The 15,638-nt window shown below is 72.6% G+C and carries 14 protein-coding genes; 10 read left to right on the top strand and 4 right to left on the bottom strand.

Features of this window, described 5'->3' with window-relative positions; translation table 11 throughout:
* Positions 1-31: 31 nt before the first annotated feature.
* The 3 genes from aceE to OG933_RS31180 all read left to right on the top strand — a co-directional run bounded on the left by aceE (position 32) and on the right by OG933_RS31180 (position 4,775).
* Complete coding sequence (aceE, locus tag OG933_RS31190; RefSeq protein ID WP_405630120.1) at positions 32-2,737, top strand: pyruvate dehydrogenase (acetyl-transferring), homodimeric type; 2,706 nt, start codon at positions 32-34, stop codon at positions 2,735-2,737.
* Positions 2,738-3,143: 406 nt separating this feature from the next.
* Positions 3,144-4,157, top strand: coding sequence for a helix-turn-helix transcriptional regulator (locus tag OG933_RS31185; RefSeq protein WP_405630117.1), 1,014 nt, complete (start codon positions 3,144-3,146; stop codon positions 4,155-4,157).
* A 96-nt stretch (positions 4,158-4,253) separates the two neighbouring features.
* Complete coding sequence (locus tag OG933_RS31180) at positions 4,254-4,775, top strand: DUF4240 domain-containing protein (protein ID WP_020126698.1); 522 nt, start codon at positions 4,254-4,256, stop codon at positions 4,773-4,775.
* A 22-nt stretch (positions 4,776-4,797) separates the two neighbouring features.
* Here OG933_RS31180 and OG933_RS31175 read toward each other — a convergent pair whose 3' ends face one another.
* Positions 4,798-5,025, bottom strand: coding sequence for a hypothetical protein (locus tag OG933_RS31175; RefSeq protein WP_362528191.1), 228 nt, complete (start codon positions 5,023-5,025; stop codon positions 4,798-4,800).
* A gap of 192 nt (positions 5,026-5,217) precedes the next feature.
* Positions 5,218-6,078 carry a peptidoglycan recognition protein gene (locus OG933_RS31170; protein WP_405630116.1) on the bottom strand — a complete coding sequence of 287 codons (861 nt, stop codon included), beginning with the start codon at positions 6,076-6,078 and terminating at the stop codon, positions 5,218-5,220.
* Between the two features lie 207 nt (positions 6,079-6,285).
* Here OG933_RS31170 and OG933_RS31165 point away from each other — a divergent pair, with 207 nt between their 5' ends.
* Positions 6,286-7,470 carry a MarP family serine protease gene (locus OG933_RS31165; RefSeq protein ID WP_054237954.1) on the top strand — a complete coding sequence of 395 codons (1,185 nt, stop codon included), beginning with the start codon at positions 6,286-6,288 and terminating at the stop codon, positions 7,468-7,470.
* A gap of 28 nt (positions 7,471-7,498) precedes the next feature.
* Here the strand turns inward: OG933_RS31165 and OG933_RS31160 are convergent, their stop codons facing one another.
* Positions 7,499-7,996, bottom strand: a complete 498-nt coding sequence (locus tag OG933_RS31160) for a GNAT family N-acetyltransferase (RefSeq protein WP_362528102.1) — start codon at positions 7,994-7,996, stop codon at positions 7,499-7,501.
* A gap of 71 nt (positions 7,997-8,067) precedes the next feature.
* On the opposite strand from OG933_RS31160, the gene OG933_RS31155 reads away from it, so the two are divergent.
* The gene (locus tag OG933_RS31155) at positions 8,068-8,961 is read left to right on the top strand and encodes a TIGR01777 family oxidoreductase (RefSeq protein WP_362528104.1); all 894 of its coding nucleotides are present in this window, start codon (positions 8,068-8,070) and stop codon (positions 8,959-8,961) included.
* 161 nt (positions 8,962-9,122) lie between these two features.
* The gene (locus tag OG933_RS31150; protein ID WP_405630112.1) at positions 9,123-10,541 is read left to right on the top strand and encodes an NAD(P)/FAD-dependent oxidoreductase; all 1,419 of its coding nucleotides are present in this window, start codon (positions 9,123-9,125) and stop codon (positions 10,539-10,541) included.
* A gap of 114 nt (positions 10,542-10,655) precedes the next feature.
* On the opposite strand, the gene OG933_RS31145 is transcribed toward OG933_RS31150, so the two are convergent.
* On the bottom strand, positions 10,656-12,176 hold the full coding sequence (locus tag OG933_RS31145) for a regulator (RefSeq protein ID WP_362528109.1): 1,521 nt from the start codon (positions 12,174-12,176) through the stop codon (positions 10,656-10,658).
* Positions 12,177-12,421: 245 nt separating this feature from the next.
* Here OG933_RS31145 and lipB point away from each other — a divergent pair, with 245 nt between their 5' ends.
* From lipB to OG933_RS31125, 4 genes are all read left to right on the top strand, one after another.
* The gene (lipB, locus tag OG933_RS31140; protein ID WP_054237959.1) at positions 12,422-13,219 is read left to right on the top strand and encodes a lipoyl(octanoyl) transferase LipB; all 798 of its coding nucleotides are present in this window, start codon (positions 12,422-12,424) and stop codon (positions 13,217-13,219) included.
* 116 nt (positions 13,220-13,335) lie between these two features.
* The gene (gene lipA, locus OG933_RS31135; protein ID WP_362272366.1) at positions 13,336-14,301 is read left to right on the top strand and encodes a lipoyl synthase; all 966 of its coding nucleotides are present in this window, start codon (positions 13,336-13,338) and stop codon (positions 14,299-14,301) included.
* Positions 14,302-14,582: 281 nt separating this feature from the next.
* Positions 14,583-14,783, top strand: coding sequence for a hypothetical protein (locus OG933_RS31130; protein WP_020126708.1), 201 nt, complete (start codon positions 14,583-14,585; stop codon positions 14,781-14,783).
* A gap of 78 nt (positions 14,784-14,861) precedes the next feature.
* The gene (locus OG933_RS31125) at positions 14,862-15,563 is read left to right on the top strand and encodes a DUF4191 domain-containing protein (RefSeq protein WP_028806309.1); all 702 of its coding nucleotides are present in this window, start codon (positions 14,862-14,864) and stop codon (positions 15,561-15,563) included.
* Positions 15,564-15,638: the final 75 nt, after the last annotated feature.

Genomic DNA, 15,638 nt, shown 5'->3' with positions numbered 1-15,638 from the left:
GGAACCCCCTTCGACTGAGGAAGGCGGCGACATGACCGACCCCCAGGCCATCCAGCCGAGCGCGCTCGACCAGCTCCCCGACCGGGACCCGGAGGAGACCGCCGAATGGCAGGCCTCCCTGGACGCGGTCGCCAAGGCGGCCGGGCCGCACCGTGCCGCATACCTGATGCGCCGCACGCTGGAGCGTGCCGAGGGCAACGGCATCGCGCTGCCCAAGCTGCTCGAGACGGACTACGTCAACACCATCCCCACCGCCGCCGAGCCGTCCGCGCCCGGTGACGAGGAGATGGAGCGCAGGATCACCGCGTGGAACCGCTGGAACGCGGCCGCGATGGTGACCCGGGGCAGCAAACACGGCGTCGGCGGCCACATCGCCACCTTCGCCTCCGCCGCCTGGCTCTACGAGACCGGCTTCAACCACTTCTTCAAGGGCAAGGAGGCGGACGGCTCGGGCGACCAGCTCTACATCCAGGGCCACGCCTCCCCCGGTATCTACGCCCGCGCCTTCCTCGACGGCCGGCTGACCGAGCAGCACCTCGACAACTTCCGCCAGGAGGCGGGCGGCGACGGCCTCCCGTCGTACCCGCACCCGCGGCGCCTGCCCTGGCTGTGGGAGTTCCCGACGGTGTCGATGGGCCTCGGCCCGCTCTCCGCCATCTACCAGGCGCGCTTCAACCGCTATCTCACCAACCGCGGCATCAAGGACGTCTCCGCGTCCCACGTGTGGGCGTTCCTCGGTGACGGCGAGATGGACGAGCCCGAGTCGACGGCGGCACTCGCCCTCGCCTCCCGCGAGGGTCTGGACAACCTGACCTTCGTCATCAACTGCAACCTCCAGCGCCTCGACGGCCCGGTCCGCGCGAACTTCAAGATCGTGCAGGAGCTGGAGGCCCAGTTCCGCGGCGCGGGCTGGAACGTCGTCAAGTCGCTGTGGGGCTCCGCCTGGGACGAGCTGTTCCAGCTCGACACCACGGGCGCGCTCGTCCGACGGCTGCGCGAGGTACCCGACGCCCAGGTGCAGACGTACCAGACGCGGGGCGCCGCCTACATCCGCGAGGACTTCTTCGGCAAGGACCCGGCGCTCGCCGAACTGGCGAAGCTGCTGAGCGACGACAAGATCCTCGAGTGTTTCCACCTCTCCCGCGGTGGTCACGAGGCGCGCAAGGTGTTCGCGGCCTACAAGGCGGCGGTGGAGTTCAAGGGCGCCCCGACGGTCATCCTGGCCCAGACGGTCAAGGGCCACACCCTCGGCGAGGGCTTCGCGTCGAAGAACGCCAACCACCAGATGAAGAAGCTCTCGGTGGACGAGTTCAAGGCGATGCGCGACCTGCTGGAGCTGCCGATCTCGGACAGCCAGTTCGTCGACGGCGTGGTCCCCTACGGCCACCCGGGCGCCGACTCCCCCGAGGTCCGCTACCTCCAGGAGCGCCGCGCGGCCCTCGGCGGCCCGGCCCCGGCCCGCCGTACGCACGCCCTGGCCCCGCTGCCGGCCCCCGCCGACAAGACGTTCGCCTCCTTCGACAAGGGCTCCGGCACCCAGAACGTGGCCACCACCATGGCCTTCGTCCGGCTGGTCAAGGACCTGGTCCGCGACAAGGAGACCGGTAGGCGCTGGGTGCCGATCGTCCCCGACGAGGCGCGCACCTTCGGCATGGAGAGCCTGTTCCCGTCGCTCGGGATCTACTCCCCCAAGGGCCAGACGTACGAGCCGGTCGACCGCGACCAGCTGATGTACTACAAGGAGGCCAAGAACGGCCAGATCCTCAACGAGGGGATCACCGAGGCCGGTTCGATGGCCGACTTCATCGCCGCGTCCACCGCGTACTCCACGCACGGTGAGGCGATGATCCCGTTCTACATCTTCTACTCGATGTTCGGCTGGCAGCGCACGGCCGACCAGATGTGGCAGCTCGGCGACCAGCTCGGCCGCGGCTTCCTCGTCGGCGCCACGGCCGGCCGTACGACCCTGACGGGCGAGGGCCTCCAGCACGCCGACGGCCACTCCCCGGTCATCGCCGCGACCAACCCGGCCGCCCTCAGCTACGACCCGGCGTTCGCCTACGAGATCGCGGCGATCGTCAAGGACGGTCTGCGCCGGATGTACGGCGAGGCGGCCCCGGGCGAGGACCAGAACGTCTTCTACTACCTGACGGTCTACAACGAGCCGATGCCGCAGCCGGCCAAGCCGTCCGCCCCCGGTGTCGAAGAGGGCATCCTCAAGGGTCTGTACCGCTTCAACACGGCGGAGTCGGCGGGCGTGGAGGTCGCTGCGGCCAACGCCCCGCGCATCCAGCTCCTGGGCTCCGGCACGGCGATCCACTGGGTCCTGAAGGCGCAGCGGATGCTCGCCGAGGAGTGGGGTGTGGCCTCCGACGTGTGGTCCGCGACCTCCTGGACCGAGCTGCGCCGCGACGCGCTGGAGGCCGACGCGGCCCTCCTGCGCGGCGAGGAGCGCCAGCCGTACGTCCGTCGGGCCCTCCAGGGCGCCGAGGGCCCGGTCCTCGCGGTCTCCGACTACATGCGCCAGGTCCCGGACCAGATCGCGCAGTGGGTCGAGCAGGACTGGTCCTCGCTGGGCGCGGACGGTTTCGGCATCTCCGACACCCGTGAGGCGGCCCGCCGCCACTTCGGCGTCGACGCCGAGTCGATCGTCGTCGCGGCCCTGGCCCAGCTCGCCCGGCGCGGCGAGGTCAAGGCGACCGCGGTGAAGGAAGCGCGCGAGCGGTACGGGCTGTAGGCCCACTCGGGTTCAACGGTGAACGGGGCCCGGCGGCATCAGCCACCGGGCCCCCTTCACCGTCCTGGGGCCGTATGACGACGGTGGCGGCACCGCGGTGACAGCTGTGACGGCTGTGACGGCTGTGACGGCTGTGACGGCTGTGACGGCTGTGACGGCAGGCTGCGGCACCGGGGTCGCCGCAGGCTCCGGTACGGCGGTGGCTGCAAGGCCGTGGCACGCCGGTGGCCGCAGGCCGTGGAACACCGGGCACCGTACGCCGGTGGCCGCAGGCCGTGGTGGAACGGCGGCGGCGGCCGCGTGGTTTCCGGGTCGCTCGGCGGGCGCGGCCGCTCCGGCGCCGGCACGAGCCGGATTTTCCGCACCCGGGCCGCCCCGCCGGCGAAGCGCCCCGCATCATGTCCCCATGCGCGCTGCCCGCCTCATCAAGATGGTGCTCCTGCTCCAGTCCCGGCCCACCATGACCGCGTCCGAGCTGGCCCGCGAACTGGAGGTGTCGGAGCGGACCGTCACACGCGACGCGCAGGCGCTGTCCGAGGCGGGCGTGCCGGTGTACGCGGAGCGCGGGCGGTCGGGGGGCTACCGGCTCGTCGGGGGCTACCGGACGCGGCTGACGGGGCTGGGGCGCGACGAGGCCGAGGCGCTGTTCCTGAGCGGGGTGCCGGGGGCGCTGCGGGAGATGGGGCTCGAGGACATCGCGTCGGCCGCACGGCTGAAGGTGTCGGCGGCTCTGCTGCCCTCCCTGCGGGACGCCCCGCGTACGGCGGCGCAGCGGTTCCATCTGGACGCGCCTGCCTGGTTCCGGGAGCCGGCGGCGCCGGCCCTGCTGCCGGCGGTCGCGGACGCGGTGTGGGACGACCGGTGCCTGAGTGCCCGCTACCGGCGCGGGGAGAGCGAGGTGGTGCGGGAGCTGGAGCCGTACGGCCTCGTGCTCAAGGCAGGGGTCTGGTACCTGTGCGCCCGGGTCTGCGCGGCGGGGACAGAGGCGAAGGAGGCGGGGACGGGGCCGGGGACGGGGCCGTTCCGGACCTATCGCATCGACCGGTTCGTCGGTGTCGACGTCATGGAGGATCGTTTCAGCAGGGACGAGGGCTTCGATCTGCCCGAGTTCTGGGGCGCGCAGGCCGAGCGGTTCGCGCGGTCGATCCTGCGGGCCGAGGTGGTCCTGCGGCTCTCCGCGACGGGGATGCGCAACCTGCCGTACGCCGTGGATCCGGTGGCCGCCCGGGACGCGCTGGCGAGTGCCCCGGAGCCGGACGCGACGGGCTGGGCGACGGTCACCCTGCGGGTCGAGTCGGAGGAGGTGGCGCACACGCAGCTCACGGCGCTCGGACCGGAGGCCGAGGTGCTCTTCCCGGCCACACTGCGGGAGCGGTTCGCCGCGGACGCGACACGGCTGACCGAGCTCTACGGGTGCTGACCGAGCTCTACGGGCGTCGGGAAGGGTGAGGATCCCGCCGGAATCCCCGGCACTCCGGGTGCGTGGCGCACTTCGAGGCACGATGCTGGACGCGTGATGGACGAGACGGAGTTCTGGGAGCTGGTGGACGCCTCCCGCGAGGCCGCCGAGGGCGATCCCGAGGAGCAGGCCGACCAGCTCGTGGAGCGGCTGCTCCGGCTGGATCCGGATTCCGTGCTCGACTTCGCCCGGCACTTCGAGTCCCGCTACAACCGCGCCTACCGCTGGGACCTGTGGGGCGCTGCCTGGCTGCTGCTGGACGGGGCCAGCGACGACGCCTTCGACTTCTTCCGGTGCTGGCTGATCGGGCAGGGCCGCGAGGTCTTCGAGGGCGCCCTGCACGGCGACCCGGACTCGCTCGCCGATCTGCTGGACGACTTCGACGAGGAGATCGACGGGGACGCCGAGGAACTCGGCTACGCGGCCGACGAGGCCTACGAGCAGCTCACCGGGACCGTCGCCCCGGACCTGGGCATTCCGCCCGCGCCCGCCGAACCCGAGGGGACACCGGTCGCCTTCGAGAACGAGGGGGCGCTGGCCGAGCGGTATCCCCGGCTGTGGCAGCGCTTCAAGGAGTGACAGGAGCGACCCGCGCCGGCGGTCACACCGCGAGCTTGCGGCGGGTGCTGTCCGTCGGGATGTAGGCCTGCGTCTGATCGACCCGCACCGCGTGGTGCATCGGTGCCTTGTTGGCCTGCTCCAGGGCGGAGGCGGTGGTCGCGGCCGGGCCCAGGACGACCGCGGCGACGGCGCAGAGCACGGTCCAGGGGCTGCGGGCGGCCTTGGCCCAGGCCGGGCTCCGCTCCGCGGTGCCGGCGCCGCCCGTGATCCCCGCCCGTTCCGCGTACGCCGGATTTCCCCCGTACACGGGGCTTCCCGTGCTCCCCGAGTCTCCCGTCCTGCCCGGGTCTCCCGTGTTCCCCGCGGACCGGTTACGACTGCTGTTCATGATCCCCGCCTCCAGTCGGTCTGTGTTGTGCATGACCGTAGGACGCGGGAATGGGAGAACCCTGAACGCCGCCTAAGGCGTTCCTGTGAGACTCCCGGCGGCCCGGGCGGACGTTCTGCCCTGCAGCCGGGCCGCCGTTTCCCGGATCTCCGGCAGACGCGCGGTGAGGGCGGCGCCGGGGCAGCTGGTCATGTAACCGTCCTTGTGGCCGGCCAGCGCCGGGAGGGTGGCGGTGGTGCCCGAGGCGTACCGGCTGCGGCTGTTGCTGGAGGTGAGCCGGACGTCCGCGCGCGGGTCGATGTCGGACAGCCCGAGCTTCCAGGCGGTCAGGGCGGCGATCGCGTCGACCATCGCCTGCGGCACCGGCACCCCGGCGGTGAACGTGCCGAGCGCGGCGATACCGGCCGTACGGTGGTTGAAGCCCTGGGTGTGGGCGCCGGTGACGGGCCGGTCGACGCCGCCCGCGCGGCCCTCGTAGATCGTGCCGCAGCGGTCGACGAGGAAGTTGTAGCCGATGTCGTCCCAGTCCCGGGCGCCGATCTGGCCCGCGTACAGGTAGCGGATGATCCGGGGCGCGTCGGCGCAGGCGTAGCCGTTGGGCGAGTCGGTGTGGTGCACGAAGACGGCGACGACCTTGTCGTCGTAGCGCGGGGGCGGCTGCGCGTGCCGGGCGAGGTCGTCCAGCCAGGCGGCGCGGGGCACGACGGGCGGCCGGACCGCCGGGTGGACGGCGGCGGGCCGGGCGGCGGGCGAGCGGGGGCCCGACGCCGCCGTGGTGGCGTCGTCGACGCCACCCGCGCACAGCCCCAGGGCAGCCATGGCGGCGAGCCCGGGCAGGCAGCCCAGGAGCACGAGGAGCGGGCCCGGTATCCGCGCCGGGCGCCGTCCTCGCGTTCCCCGCGCGCCGCGGGCGGCCGGTCGGAGGGCACACATGAAGCCACTGTCGACCGGTTCCGGCCCGTCCGCGATGTGTGCTGTGCCACCTGGTGGAACCATCGTCCCGCTCCACGACGTTTTCCGGGGTAGCACGCACGCGTGGCCGGTTCGGTCGGTCACGCGCGGGTGATCGATGGGTAGCTGATCACTGGGCCCTTCCCGCACGTACTCACCGACCAGGGGTTCCAAGAGAAAGGCGGCCGTGTGGACCTGCTCGACATCCTGCTGGTGCTGGTGATCCTGGCCTACGCCGGCTCCGGCTACCGGCGTGGACTGGTGGCCGGCTGTGTCTCGCTCGCCGGGTTCGTGGGCGGCGCGGTGATCGGCGTGTGGGTCCTGCCGTGGCTGATGGACCTGGTCACACCGGGGACCACGGCGGCGACGGTGACGGCGGTGGTCACGGTGCTCCTGCCCGCGGTGGCCGGGCACGAGCTGGCGGGGCGGCTGGCGTTGCGGCTGCGGCGGGAGCTGGACCGCGGCCCGCTCAGAGTGGCCGACGGGGTCGGCGGGGCGGCGGCGAACGCGGTGGCGGTGCTCATCGTGGCGTGGGTGGCGGCGAGCGTGCTGGGCGCGTCCTCGTCCCCCGTGGTCACGTCGTCCATACGGGACTCCCGGCTGCTGGGAGCCGTGCAGGACGCCATGCCGGACACCACGCCCACCTGGTTCTCGCGGGCCACCTCGGCGCTGACCCAGGCGGGCTTCCCGCAGGTCTTCAACCCGTTCGAGAACGAGTCGACGGCCGAGGTCGCCAAGCCCACCGGCGACAGCGTCACGCCGAGCGCGACCGAGGCGGCCAAGCTGAGCACGGTGAAGATCGAGGGCGTCTCGGGCGACCAGGGCCGTGAGGGCAGCGGCTTCGTGTACGCGAGCGAGCACGTGATGACCAACGCGCACGTGGTGGCGGGCATCGACGACCCGACCGTACGGATCGGCGGTGTGGGCCGGTCGTACGACGCGCGCGTGGTGCTCTTCGACCCGGACAAGGACGTGGCCGTGCTCTACGTGCCGGACCTGAAAGCGCCGGTGCTGAGCTTCGACGACGACGCCTCGCGCGGGGACTCGGCGGTCGTCGCCGGCTATCCGCAGGACGGCGACCTGAACCTCCAGGCGGCGACGGTCGCGAACCGGGTGAAGGCCACCGGCCGGAACATCTACAACGACGAGATCGTCACCCGGGAGATCTACTCGATCCGCTCCACCGTCCGCCCGGGCAACTCCGGCGGCCCGCTGCTGACCACCGCGGGCCGGGTCTACGGCGTCGTCTTCGCCCGCTCCACCTCCGACGACGAGACGGGGTACGTGCTCACGGCGGCCGAGGTGGCGGGCGACGCCGAGCGGGCGGCGAAGGCGACGCAAGCGGTGGACACCGGAAAGCTGGCGACCTCCTGAGCCCCGCGCGCCGCTCCGGCGCGGCGCTCTACAGCGGGCGCCCCATGAACACGTCGTCCACGTACTCCCCGGCCAGCAGGAACTCCTCCGGCAGCACGCCCTCCACGACGAACCCCTCGGACGCGTAGAGCCCCCGGGCCGGGGCGTTGTGGCCGAGGACACGCAGGGTGATCCGGCGCGCGCCCTGCCGGCGGGCCTCCTCGAGGGCGGCGCGGATCAGCGCCCTTCCGACGCCCCGGCCGCGCCCCTCGTCGAGGACGGCGAGGCCCTGTATCTGCCGCACGTGCGCGTTGCAGGCGAGCGAGGTGGCCAGGGCGAGGCGGACGTAGCCGATGACACGATCGTCCAGTTCGGCGACCAGATAGTCCTCGGGGACGTGGCGCTCGTCGAAGAAGGGGGCGTACGGCGGCTCCGGCTCGGGCATGACCGCGTGCAGCGGGGACCAGGTCAGACGGTCGACGAGGGCCAGCGCCTCGGCGTCGGCGGACCGTGCGGTGCGGATGCGGGGTACGGAAGGTTCGGGCATGGCCGTCACCCTATGGCGGGCAGACGGCGCCCAGACCGGGGTTTTATCGGGTCAGCGGGCAGGATGGCCGCATGGAACGTGAGCGAATCGCGGTGGCCGGTGCCTCCGGCCTGATCGGCAGCGCCCTGGTGCGGTCCCTGACCGCGGACGGACATCGGGTGGTACGCCTCGTGCGCCATGCGCCCCGGGGCGCGGACGAGGTGCGCTGGGACCCCGAACGGGGACAGGTGGACACGGCAGGGCTCGCCGGGTGCGACGCCGTGGTCAACCTGGCCGGGGCGGGGGTCGGCGACCGGCGCTGGAGCGAGGCGTACAAGAAGCGGATCCACGACAGCCGGGTGCACGGTACGACGGCGCTGGCGAAGGCCGTGGCCTCGCTCGACGAACGGCCGCGGGTGTTCGTGAACGGCAGCGCGATGGGTCTGTACGGCGAGACGGGCGACCGGGTCGTGGACGAGGACTCGCCCGCGGGAACCGGCTTCCTGCCGGAGCTGTGCGTGGAGTGGGAGGCGGCCGCGGGCCCCGCCCGGGAGGCGGGCGTCCGGACCGTCCTCACCCGGACCGGGCTGGTCGTGGCGCGCGGCGGCGGGGCCTGGGGCAAGCTGTTCCCGCTCTTCACGGCCGGGCTCGGGGGGCGGATGGGCGACGGCCGGCAGTACTGGTCGTACATCGCGCTGCACGACGAGGTGGCGGCGATCCGGCATCTGCTCGACCGGGACGACCTGTCGGGGCCGTTCAACCTGACCGCGCCCGAGCCGCTGACGAACCGGGAGATCACCGAGGCGATGGGGCGGGTGCTGCACCGGCCGACGCTGTTCGCGGTGCCGGCGCCGGTGCTGCGCTCGGTGCTGGGCGAGATGGCCGCGGACGTACTGGGCAGCGCGCGGGTGGTGCCGAAGCGACTGCTGGAGTCCGGGTTCACCTTCGCGTTTCCCGGGATCGAGGACGCCATCCGGGCAGCCTGATCCTTCACGTGACCGTATGCGACCGCCGTGCGACCGTGCCCTGTCCATGCGCGACTGTTCCTGACCGATCACGGCCCTAACCTCGACCCGAACTCGGGTATCCGGGACGGCTGTTGGGGGCATGACGTCTCCACCGGCCGCGCAACCTCGAGGAGGGGCACGTGCTTGAGCCCGCGTACCAGGCAGATGTCGTCGTGGTGGGAGCCGGTGTCGCCGGACTCTCCGCCGCGCACCGGCTGGCCAGCGCAGGAGTAACGACCGTAGTCCTGGAGGCCGCTCCTTACGTGGGCGGCCGCATGTCGACGGAGAAGGTCGACGGGTTCCGACTCGACCGCATCGGGCAGCTGCTGTCCACGGCGTACCCGGAACTGGACCTGACGCCGGGGCTGGACGCCCTCGTCCTGCGTCCGTTCGCGCCGGGGGTCCTGCTGCACAGCGACGGGCGCCATCACCGCGCGGGCGCGCAGGCGGGCGCGGGGAGCGCAAGGGGCGCACTGCACGCCGTACGCGCCCTGGCGAGCGTGCCCCGCCCGGGCGGGGTGCCCAGGCCGCGCGCCGGCGGCTCCCCGGCCGCGCGGGTACGGCCGGCGCCGCCACCCAGGGTCCGGGCGGGGGCGCCGCTGGGCACGGCCGTGGACCAGGCCCGGCTGGGCGCCGCGCTCACCCGGCTCGCGGTCACCCCCGCCGAACGGCTGATGCGCCGCCCGGAGTCACCGGCCGCCCAGGCCCTCGCGACCCGTGGTCTGCCCGCCCGCACGATCGACGGCTTCCTGCGTCCGCTGCTCGCCGCGCTGCTCTGCGACCCCGACCTCACCACCTCCAGCCGGTGCGCGGACCTCGCGCTGCGCGCCTTCGCGGCCGGCAGGCTGTCACTGCCGGAGGGCGGGGCCGAGGTACTGCCCGAGCTGCTCGCCCGGACGCTGCCGCCGGGCACCGTGCACACCGGGATACGGGTCACCTCGGTCTCCACGACCTCGGTGACCACCGCCGAGCACGGTGAGTTCCGCTGCCGCGCCGTACTGGTGGCCACCGACGCGCGCACCGCGGCGGAGCTGCTGCCCGGGCTGCGGGTGCCCGACTTCCATCCGGTGACGGTCGTCCACCACACGACGGACGACCCGCCCGGGACCGGTGCGTCGCTGCTTCTCGACGCCGACCGGGGCGGGCCGGTCGCCCACACGGCCGTGGTCAGCCGGGTCGACCCCGGCCGCGCGCCCGCGGGACGTGCGCTGATCTCGTCCACGGTCCTCGGCACACCGCCGCCGGGCGTCGACACCGCCGTACGCATGCATCTGTCCCGGCTGTACGGCACCTCGACCGCGCGCTGGGAGACCCTGGCCGTGCACCACACCGCCGAGGCCGTGCCGGCGATGCGGGCGCCGCACGACCTGCGGCGGGCCGTGCGGTTGCTGGCGGGCCTGTACGTGTGCGGCGACCATCGGGACACCAGCACCGTGCAGGGCGCGCTGCACTCGGCGCACCGGGCCGCGTCGGCGATCGTCTCCGACCTCGGCGCCGCCGGCTCCCTGCACGCCGCCGAACCGTTGCCGACGGCCCACGAGGAGCAGGCAGCGGCGTGAGCGGCGGGCCGGGGGCCCGGGAACTCCGCCCCCGGGCCCCCGGCCTGTACCGAAGAACGAGCTCGTTCAGGGCCGATACGGGGGTCTGGGGGGCGGCAGCCCCAGGGGCCGAGGTCAGCCCAGGGCTGAGACCTTGTCGCGGTAGGTGCGGGCCGGGGCCGCGTCCTTGTACGGCTCCAGTCGGCGCTCGAAGTCCCGGACGTACTCCAGCGCACGGACGGACCGCATCTCCGCCGCCTGCCCGGCGGCCTCCGCGGCCAGCTGGCAGGCCTGGTCGAGCTCGCCGAGGCCGAGCCGGGCGGAGGCGAGGACGACCCGGCAGAACAGCCGGCTGCGGGCGTGCGCGGCGGGACGCAGCTGCAGGGAGCGTTCGGCGTGCTGGGCGGCCGCCCGGAACTGCTGGAGGTCTCGGTGGCAGTGCCCGAACTCGTCGGCGAGCTGCGCCTCGTCGAAGAAGCGCGCCCAGTGCGGCACCTCGTCGCCCGACTTGGCCGCCTCCAGCGCGCGTTCGGCGCGGGCGAGGGCGGCGGTCGAGGCACGCACCTCGCCGAGCACCCCGTGCCCACGCGCCTCCGCCGAGTGCAGCAGCGCCTGCACGACGGCCGGGGCGCCCGTGCCGACCCCCTGCTGGGCCACCCGCGCGAGCTGCACGGCCTCGCGCCCGTGGCCGAGATAGACGGCCTGACGGCTCATCGTGACGAGGACGAAGGAGCCGTACGCCCGGTCCCCGGCCGCCTGGGAGAGGCGCAGGGCCTGGACGAAGTAGCGCTGGGCCAGGCCGTGCGCGGCGATGTCGAAGGAGGTCCAGCCCGCGAGGCGGGTCAGGTCGGCGGCCGCGCCGAACAGCCGGCGGCCGGTCTGCTCGCCGTAGGCGCCGCGCAGCATCGGCTCGCACTCGTGCTCCAGGTAGCGCACGAGGGCCTGGCGGGCGTGACCGCCGCCGTACCGGTCGTCGAGGGTGCGGAAGAGCTCGCCGACCGAGCGGAGCGCGGAGATGTCGCCGCCGGTGACCCGCTGGCCGAGGCCCCGCTCGCTGCCCTGGCCGCGCTGCCGGGGGACGGCCGCGGGTCCCGGCAGCACCTGGGCCTGCGCCATCACGGGCGGCGCGGACGCGGGCTGCTGGGGTGCGGCGGGCCGGGGCCCCGGCCGGCTCTGGACGGGCACCCGGGCGGGCGGCTCGCTGCGGGCGACCTTCTCGTCGGCCCGCCCGATCAGCCAGTCGCGGCTCGGCACGACGAGCCCCGCCGGGGTGAAGGCGATCTTGCGGAGCTCGGCATGGCTGCCGGAGTCCTTGCGCCAGAGCCCGCCGACGATGTCGATGGCCTCCTCGGGGGTACCGGCGAACTCCAGGCCCGCGTAGACGGGGGCGCAGGCGTCCAGGCCGAGGTCCTGGGCGGTGAGGCGACGGCCCAGACGCCGGGTGAAGACCTCGGCGATGAGCGCGGGGGTGGTGCCCCGGGGCTGCTGCCCACGCAGCCACCGGGTGACGGACGTCTTGTCGTATCTGAGATCCAGCCCGTGTTCGAGGCCGAGCTGATCGACGCGACGGGCCAGTCCCGCGTTGGAGAAGCCCGCTTCTGCGATGAGCGCGGCGAGCTGGCGGTTGGGAGTGCGCTGCGCGGGTCGTTCCGTCATCTGCGGTGCGGTCTCCTGCCTGCCGGGCCTTCGACGTGCCCGGATGAAGTGCTCTGCTGCTGTGAGCAGCCCTTTTGGCCTCGCGAACGGCGCGAATGTAGCGGAGCGTAAGCAGCCGGTCGCACACATCGACGTTCATTCATCCGATCGTGTGAGGATTGACCCCGGGGCTGACGCGGAACGCGCGGACGTACAGTGGCTTGGGCGCGTTACGTGCCTGACGACTTTCCAGGGAGGCGCTTGCCGTGAGCGAGCTGCGGTTCGTCCGGATGGGGTTCGGCGGGGACGCCGTCGTGTACCAGGAGGCGTGGGACGAGCAACGCCGCGTGCACGCGGCGCGGTTCACCGACGAGGTCCCGGACACCGTGCTGCTCCTGGAGCACCCGCCGGTGTACACCGCGGGCCGGCGCACCGCCGACGACGAGCGCCCCCTGGACGGCACCCCGGTCGTGGACGTGGACCGGGGCGGCAAGATCACCTGGCACGGGCCGGGGCAGCTGGTGGGCTACCCGATCCTGAAGCTGCCGCGGCCGGTGGACGTCGTCGCCCATGTGCGGCGCCTGGAGGATGCCCTGATCCGGGTGTGCGCGGAGTTCGGCCTCGAGACCTCCCGGGTCGAGGGCCGCAGCGGCGTGTGGGTGCTCGGTGATCCGGTGGAGCGGCGCCCCTCGCTCGGCGGACTGTCGCTGGACTTCGACCCCCGGCTCACCGACGAGGAGTTCGATCCGCGGCTGAACGGCCCGGAGTACGCCCCGTCGAACGCGGGCCAGCGGCGCGAGGACCGCAAGATCGCGGCGATCGGGATCCGGGTCGCCAAGGGCGTCACGATGCACGGCTTCGCGCTCAACGTGAACCCGGACAACAAGTGGTTCGACCGGATCATCCCGTGCGGGATCCGGGACGCGGGGGTCGCCTCGCTGGCGAACGAGCTGGGCCGGGACGTCACGATCGACGAGGTGCTGCCGGTGGTGGAACGCCACCTGAAGGACGTGCTCGAGACCGCGGAACCGAAGCCGCGGGAGATCGAGAAGGCGACCGCCTGACCGGGAATGGGCCCCTCGTCCCTGAGGTTGGCCTCACAGCAGAACCCGGTAAACACGGGCGTACCCTGGTGTACGCCGAAGAATCGAAAGTCTACGCAGACAGGCAGGGAGCCGACGTGTCCGCAGTCGCACCCGACGGACGCAAGATGCTGCGCCTGGAGGTCCGCAACAGCCAGACCCCCATCGAGCGCAAGCCCGAGTGGATCAAGACCCGGGCGAAAATGGGTCCCGAGTACACCAAGATGCAGAACCTCGTGAAGAGCGAGGGCCTGCACACCGTGTGCCAGGAAGCGGGCTGTCCCAACATCTACGAGTGCTGGGAAGACCGTGAGGCCACCTTCCTGATCGGCGGCGACCAGTGCACCCGGCGCTGCGACTTCTGCCAGATCGACACCGGCAAGCCCGAGGCGCTGGACCGTGACGAGCCGCGGCGCGTCGGCGAGTCCGTCGTCACGATGGACCTGAACTACGCCACCATCACCGGCGTCGCCCGCGACGACCTGGAGGACGGCGGGGCCTGGCTGTACGCCGAGACGGTCCGGCAGATCCACGCGCAGACCGCCGAGCGCGAGTCCGGGCGTACGAAGGTGGAGCTGCTCGCCCCCGACTTCAACGCCGTGCCGGAGCAGCTGGCCGAGGTCTTCTCCTCGCGGCCCGAGGTCTTCGCGCACAACGTCGAGACCGTCCCGCGGATCTTCAAGCGGATCCGCCCCGGCTTCCGTTACGAGCGTTCGCTGAACGTCATCACGGCGGCCCGTGACTACGGGCTCGTCACCAAGTCGAACCTGATCCTCGGGATGGGCGAGACCCGTGAGGAGGTCGGCGAGGCGCTTCGGCAGCTGCACGACGCCGGCTGCGAGCTGGTCACCATCACGCAGTACCTGCGGCCCTCCGTGCGCCACCACCCGGTGGAGCGCTGGGTCAAGCCGCACGAGTTCGTGGAGCTGAAGGAGGAGGCCGAGCAGATCGGCTTCTCCGGCGTGATGTCGGGCCCGCTGGTACGGTCCTCCTACCGTGCCGGGCGCCTGTACCAGATGGCCGTCGAGAAGCGCGGCGCGTTCATCGCCTCACAGGCCGTCTGACGCGACGTCAGCTCTCTTGCACCGTACGGCCGCAGGCCGACTGTGTGAATTCGCGCACAAGATGCTACCGACCAGTAGTGACCGATATGACGCGGCCCCGGCCGTCCTCGCAGATGAGGGCGTACGCCGGGGTCGCGTCAGCGTTTCGGCCCTGCGCATCAAGGCTTCATTCGTGTTTGACCGGTCGGTCACGCCCTGGTAACACCAATCAGTGACGCTGGTATCACATCAGGTGCACCAGACAGCCCCGTACCCGAAGCCGTCCGAGGGGGACACCCACCATGCAGGCCGCGCCCGTTCGCGCCACCGCGATCCCGACCTTCAGCACCGCACTGCGCGCCGTCGAGTCGCTGCTCATGAGCAGCGGCCAGCGCACCGCCCGTCGCAACGCCTGGACCTCCGTGCTGGAGGACCGCCGTCGCGCCAAGGACCGGGTCGAGGCGCAGCGCGTCCTCGAAGCGGTCACCACCGCCCGCCCCTGACCCACCCCCTCCCCGCACCTCCCCACACCTCCCCTCCTGCCGTCGTAGGCGCTTCCGGGGCCACGTAGACTTCGTGGCATGGCGAGAAGTGACAGCGCGGCGGACGCCGCTAACCCCGGGCGACTGAAGCAGATCGCCCTGACGTTCAAGATGACCCACAAGGCCGACAAGACGATCGGTTTTGTCCTTGCGGGTGTCTTCCTCATCACCTTCGGCGTCTTTCTCGCGATCGGATTCCTGATCGGCCACCCGGTCTACCTGGGAATCCTGGGCTTCCTGCTCGCCTTCCTGGCGACGGCGATCGTGTTCGGACGCCGGGCCGAGCGGGCCGCGTTCGGTCAGATGGAGGGCCAGCCGGGCGCTGCCGCGGCCGTCCTCGACAACATCGGCCGGGGCTGGACGACGACCCCCGCGGTGGCGATGAACCGCAGCCAGGACGTGGTGCACCGGGCCGTCGGCAAGGCCGGCATCGTCCTGGTCGCCGAGGGCAACCCGAACCGGGTGAAGAGCCTGCTGGCCGCCGAGAAGAAGAAGATGAACCGCATCGTCGCGGACGTGCCGGTGCACGATGTGATCGTCGGTACGGGCGAGGGTCAGGTCGAGCTGAAGAAGCTGCGCACGACCCTGCTGAAGTACCCGCGGGTCCTGGCCGGCCCGCAGGTGACCGCGACCAACGACCGGCTGCGCGCCATGGGCGACCTGATGAGCAACATGCCGCTGCCGAAGGGTCCGATGCCGAAGGGCATGCGCCTGCCGAAGGGCGGCGGCAAGGCCCGCTGAGTCACCTTCCCCACGTCACGAAGGGGGCGCCCGGATCACTCCGGGCGCCCCCTTCGTCGTACCGGAAACCGCCGG

The sequence above is a fragment of the Streptomyces sp. NBC_00016 genome (genome assembly GCF_045040885.1).
GTDB classification, from domain to species: Bacteria; Actinomycetota; Actinomycetes; order Streptomycetales; family Streptomycetaceae; genus Streptomyces; species Streptomyces coriariae.
The sequence above is the reverse complement of the archived record's forward strand: the minus strand, read 5'-3'. Positions and strand labels throughout refer to the sequence as shown.

What these genes read in the sequence shown, in the direction of transcription:
- aceE (WP_405630120.1), top strand. Translation starts at nt 32, where the DNA reads ATGACCGACCCCCAGGCCATCCAGCCGAGCGCGCTCGACCAGCTCCCC.
- OG933_RS31185 (WP_405630117.1), top strand. Translation starts at nt 3,144, where the DNA reads ATGCGCGCTGCCCGCCTCATCAAGATGGTGCTCCTGCTCCAGTCCCGG.
- OG933_RS31180 (WP_020126698.1), top strand. Translation starts at nt 4,254, where the DNA reads ATGGACGAGACGGAGTTCTGGGAGCTGGTGGACGCCTCCCGCGAGGCC.
- OG933_RS31170 (WP_405630116.1), bottom strand. Translation starts at nt 6,078, where the DNA reads ATGTGTGCCCTCCGACCGGCCGCCCGCGGCGCGCGGGGAACGCGAGGA.
- OG933_RS31160 (WP_362528102.1), bottom strand. Translation starts at nt 7,996, where the DNA reads ATGCCCGAACCTTCCGTACCCCGCATCCGCACCGCACGGTCCGCCGAC.
- OG933_RS31155 (WP_362528104.1), top strand. Translation starts at nt 8,068, where the DNA reads ATGGAACGTGAGCGAATCGCGGTGGCCGGTGCCTCCGGCCTGATCGGC.
- OG933_RS31145 (WP_362528109.1), bottom strand. Translation starts at nt 12,176, where the DNA reads ATGACGGAACGACCCGCGCAGCGCACTCCCAACCGCCAGCTCGCCGCG.
- OG933_RS31130 (WP_020126708.1), top strand. Translation starts at nt 14,583, where the DNA reads ATGCAGGCCGCGCCCGTTCGCGCCACCGCGATCCCGACCTTCAGCACC.
- OG933_RS31125 (WP_028806309.1), top strand. Translation starts at nt 14,862, where the DNA reads ATGGCGAGAAGTGACAGCGCGGCGGACGCCGCTAACCCCGGGCGACTG.